The sequence below is a fragment of the Candidatus Poribacteria bacterium genome, from assembly GCA_028820845.1.
Lineage (GTDB): Bacteria > Poribacteria > WGA-4E > WGA-4E > WGA-3G > WGA-3G.
Window position 1 is genome coordinate 1 of record JAPPII010000043.1, and the last position, 4,075, is coordinate 4,075.

Sequence of the window (4,075 nt, forward strand, 5' to 3'; positions counted from 1 at the left end):
ATATTAAACCTGTGAACATCATTGCTATCTCAGCGGATTCAGAACCGTTTGTATTTCAGGATCAAAAACGGCTTTGAATTTCAGTAGAGACGCAATATGCCATGCTCTGAATGCTTCCAATTTACTCTCATCGGCGTCAATCGTGCCATCGAGAGAAATAGAAATTACGGAACTTTTTATATCGTCGCGCCGGGCCCAGTATAAGGGCACTTTGAATTTCACATCGATCTCGGATTCCCTTTTTCTCAGGGTATCAAAGAAATTTTTATTTTTCTCATAACCCCCGAAATTAATGACCAAGCTCGTATACACTCTACCTGTCCTGTCAAAGCCCGCAATATACCTTATGCCGCGACTTGACGTAAAGACGTAGTAAGGCCTGCCTTCTATAGGGCGATAGGCCCCGGTAAAGTGATGCCGTTCCGTTATCTCATCATACAGTGCCTGAAAATACGTGTCATACCTCTCACTTTTCGCTCCACTTTTCATTTAGACCTCCCGAGTTTGTCTGCTTTTTTAGAATTACATTTTGCACAGGGGTTCCTACAACTGATACGCCGTTGTTAGTGCGGCGGTTTAATCGTCTCCCCACAGGATGCGTTCGTGAAACGTTTTGTGTTGCGGATATTTACAAACGCCCCCGCAGGGCTAGGTTTAAAGCTACTTCCGTATCAGCATTTTTCGGGTCGCAGAAAAATCGCCTGCGGTGATCGCACTTTTTGATAAGACACGCCACTTGTTTTCGCGGCGAGCAGCACAGGTCTCCGAGCGTCTCGATGCACCTGTCTGATTTTCAGCAAACAGATTGTGATACTGCCTGTCGTAATTCGTTTCTTTGTGCTTCTCATAGGTCCAATCATCCATAGAATATCCGCCATTGAGCATGTCTGAACCGATATAATACCTCGCATATTCAGAAAAGTTTACAAGGTCCCCGAACCTCGCTTTATTACAGGGGCCTTCCATATCAATAACGCCTAACGGTTTGCCCAACGCTTGTTTCCAGTATCTTAAAAAGACATTGGCATGTTCTCTGTTGAGCATGAGTTCAAACAGATCCCCCCAGGCGCGCCATGTCCATTATATGTTAAATGGTGTTCCGCCTGCGGGTGTCGTTTCACCAGATAGGAGGCAATATTGACGAATACATCTTTTAGATAATGACTTCTATCGTCCTTATTGATACCGGGCGCATCTGCTGGCATATCTGTTATATTTTCCGGCTACGCCGTGATCTTTCTTCTTTGAGTCGCTTTCTTTTGGCTGGATTCCAGTTGAAAATATCAATACCATGTTCAATATCCAGATAAAATCCAACTGCAAAAATGATAGGTGTGAGTGCAACACCTGCGACAAACACCAAGGCAATTATGCCAAAAACCCCGTACATAGCATAGGTTACATTACAAATTCCGACGACCACAATCGCTATAAGAGGAAGCAACGGCAATAATAGCACCAAAAGAGCTGCCCCACACCCTTTTTTCAAAAGAGCAACAATGAAAAAGCACGTCAGTACAACTATTAATGAAAGCGTCATCAGTGCTTCTAACATTTTTTTAGACCCCTTTCTCTGAAAAAAAGTCTGCCTCAAAAATCAACGGAATTAGTCGTTTTGGACTTGCAAAAAGTTGTTAGAAGATGCGATAAACGCCTGTAAATAAAGGGTTTATGTGATACAATATAGGTAAGAAAATAGGGGGTTGCAGCCCCCTATCGAACCCAAAAAAGCGGGTTGCTTTTCTTGGTTCTACGCTTATCTGATTATTGTATCAGAAACTATCAGAAAACTGCAACCCCTAAAATAATAGAGGAGCATTTTCTGATGGATGTGATCAAGATCATGGAGACGTTCCCAACGCAAGAAGATTGTATAGCGTATTTAGAACGTCTCAGATGGCAGGGGTCTCCAGAATGTCCACAGTGTGCGTCTACACACGTCAGACGACGCAACGAACATGCTATAGGGCGTATCGGACGCTGGAATTGCCACGATTGCCGAACATTAGTGTCCTAAAATTCTGACTTTCAGCAACTTCAGAGCGACTGTTAAAGTCCGTCAGACATGTGTTGAGGTAAAATCAACAATAAGAATCAAGATAATATCGATGCAGAGTTTCAAGACGTTGCGTTCCATGAAATGCTTTTCAAGAGCCTCCCACGTTGCACCTATTCAGATGCCGCACCATCCATAGAATTGACTCTTCAAATAGGATCTCACTCTACGGTCCCCGTGAATATCTTGTCCTATTACCATTAGCAAATCAATGTAATTCCCGAGATTCCCTGTGGAGTCCGATCCAGATGCAAACTGCCATTCCCAAGAGGATCATCGCGAAGGGGAAGCCTGACACAAGGGAGGCTGCCTGTAACGAACTCAAACCGCCACCAAGTAGTAGCACGATCGCAACAGCCCCTTCAGCGGTGCACCAGAACACTCGGTGAGATACTGGTGCGTCCAGCTTGCCGCCCGCTGTGATAGTATCAATGACAAGCGATCCAGAGTCCGATGAGGTCACGAAAAAGATAATCGTTAGCAGCATCGCGATGGAGGAGACCAGTGTCGTCATCGGCAATTGGTCAAGCATTTTGAACAGCGAAAGTTCCGGCTTATATGCTTCAACCGTTTCGGTTACCCCTGTGTAGCCATCGTTCATGAACTGGTCGAGGGCGGTGCCGCCAAAGGCAGAAAACCAGATTAAACACAATAGCGTTGGTAAGAGGAGCACACCGATGATAAACTCGCGCACTGTGCGCCCCTTTGAAATTCGGGCGATGAAAGTGCCGACGAAGGGTGCCCACGCGATCCACCACGCCCAATAGAACGTCGTCCACCCGTGTAGAAACCCTGTATCTTCGCGACCAACCCAGTTGCTCAAAGGTCTTATTTTCGAGATATAGGCACTCAAGCCAGTGAATATACCTTTGAAGATTGCGATTTTAGGTCCAACAACGATGATGAAGAGTAGGAGTAAAAACGCCACGATCACGTTGAATTGGCTCAGACGTTTAATACCGACGTTGAGTCCTGTCAACACGGAGATGAGTGCAGCAGAGGTTATGACGATAATCAGCACGACCATGGTGGTGTTGGTCGCGGGAACTTCAAAGAGATAGTTCAGTCCAGCCGTCACCTGCTGCGCGCCGAAGCCGAGCGAAGTGGCGAGTCCGAACAAACTTGCGAAGACAGCAAGGGTATCAATGACATGCCCCGGCCAGCCCCAAACGCGTTCTCCGAGAAGCGGATAGAACGCCGAGCGGATCGTGAGCGGCAAGCCCCGGTTATAGGCGAAGAACGCCAGAGCCAGTCCGACGATGCCGTAGACCGCCCAGCCGTGTATTCCCCAGTGATACGTCGTTGCTGCGATACCGATAGCTATATCGGTGTTTGCTTCACCACCGAGAGGCGGACTCATAAAGTGTTGGACGGGTTCGAGAACCCCGAAGAATAGGAGCCCGATACCGATACCGGCTGCAAAGAGCATGGCAAACCAAGTGAGGTTGGAGTATTCAGGGACAGCATCCCGTCCGCCAAGACGGACCTTGCCCAATGGGGAGACAACCAGAAAGAGACAGAACACCACAATGAGGTTGACAATATCCATAAACCACCAGTCAAAGTTTGTGGTGAGCCATTTGCGGGTCGCACCGAAAAGGTGTGTTGCACCTTCCCTGAACACGAGGGAACCGACGACAAAAATGACGATAGCGATTGAGGAAACGAGAAAAACCGGGGTCAGCCCAAATATCTTGGTGTCGTTCTGGTGGTGTTTTCCTTCTTCGTGCATTGTCAAAATTCTCCTTTTAGAATTGAGTTAGCGGTTTTTAAACCGTGCGCGGAGGGAAGTACATTCCCAAAGCGTGCCGACAGTCGAAGGTTGCGCAACCGACTAAAAATAGTAGCCAAAGTTAAAATTAAGTCGCCAATGCAACACGTTATTTCCGTTTGCACCGACATGATTCACCCCTGTAAGAATATTTCCGTAGTCGTCTCCGGTGTTACCGACAAAAAAATTACCATCAGAGAGTGCGAAATCACTATACACATATAGTGCGCCCAAGACTGTCCAACTTG

At 46.9% G+C, this 4,075-nt stretch carries 6 protein-coding genes; 1 reads left to right on the forward strand and 5 read right to left on the reverse strand.

Going from position 1 to position 4,075, the window contains the following annotated elements:
* Nucleotides 1-24 precede the first annotated feature (24 nt).
* The 3 genes from OXN25_10280 to OXN25_10290 form a co-directional block, all read right to left on the reverse strand.
* On the reverse strand, nucleotides 25-489 hold the full coding sequence (locus OXN25_10280) for a DUF4268 domain-containing protein (GenBank protein MDE0425245.1): 465 nt from the start codon (nucleotides 487-489) through the stop codon (nucleotides 25-27).
* Nucleotides 490-660: 171 nt separating this feature from the next.
* The gene (locus OXN25_10285; GenBank protein MDE0425246.1) at nucleotides 661-1,044 is read right to left on the reverse strand and encodes a hypothetical protein; all 384 of its coding nucleotides are present in this window, start codon (nucleotides 1,042-1,044) and stop codon (nucleotides 661-663) included.
* Between the two features lie 166 nt (nucleotides 1,045-1,210).
* Nucleotides 1,211-1,555 carry a hypothetical protein gene (locus OXN25_10290; protein ID MDE0425247.1) on the reverse strand — a complete coding sequence of 115 codons (345 nt, stop codon included), beginning with the start codon at nucleotides 1,553-1,555 and terminating at the stop codon, nucleotides 1,211-1,213.
* Nucleotides 1,556-1,825: 270 nt separating this feature from the next.
* Here OXN25_10290 and OXN25_10295 point away from each other — a divergent pair, with 270 nt between their 5' ends.
* The gene (locus tag OXN25_10295; GenBank protein MDE0425248.1) at nucleotides 1,826-2,017 is read left to right on the forward strand and encodes a transposase; all 192 of its coding nucleotides are present in this window, start codon (nucleotides 1,826-1,828) and stop codon (nucleotides 2,015-2,017) included.
* Nucleotides 2,018-2,264: 247 nt separating this feature from the next.
* Here the strand turns inward: OXN25_10295 and OXN25_10300 are convergent, their stop codons facing one another.
* Complete coding sequence (locus OXN25_10300; protein MDE0425249.1) at nucleotides 2,265-3,788, reverse strand: BCCT family transporter; 1,524 nt, start codon at nucleotides 3,786-3,788, stop codon at nucleotides 2,265-2,267.
* 102 nt (nucleotides 3,789-3,890) lie between these two features.
* A partial coding sequence (locus OXN25_10305; GenBank protein MDE0425250.1) for a hypothetical protein occupies nucleotides 3,891-4,075 on the reverse strand: 185 nt, incomplete at its 5' end.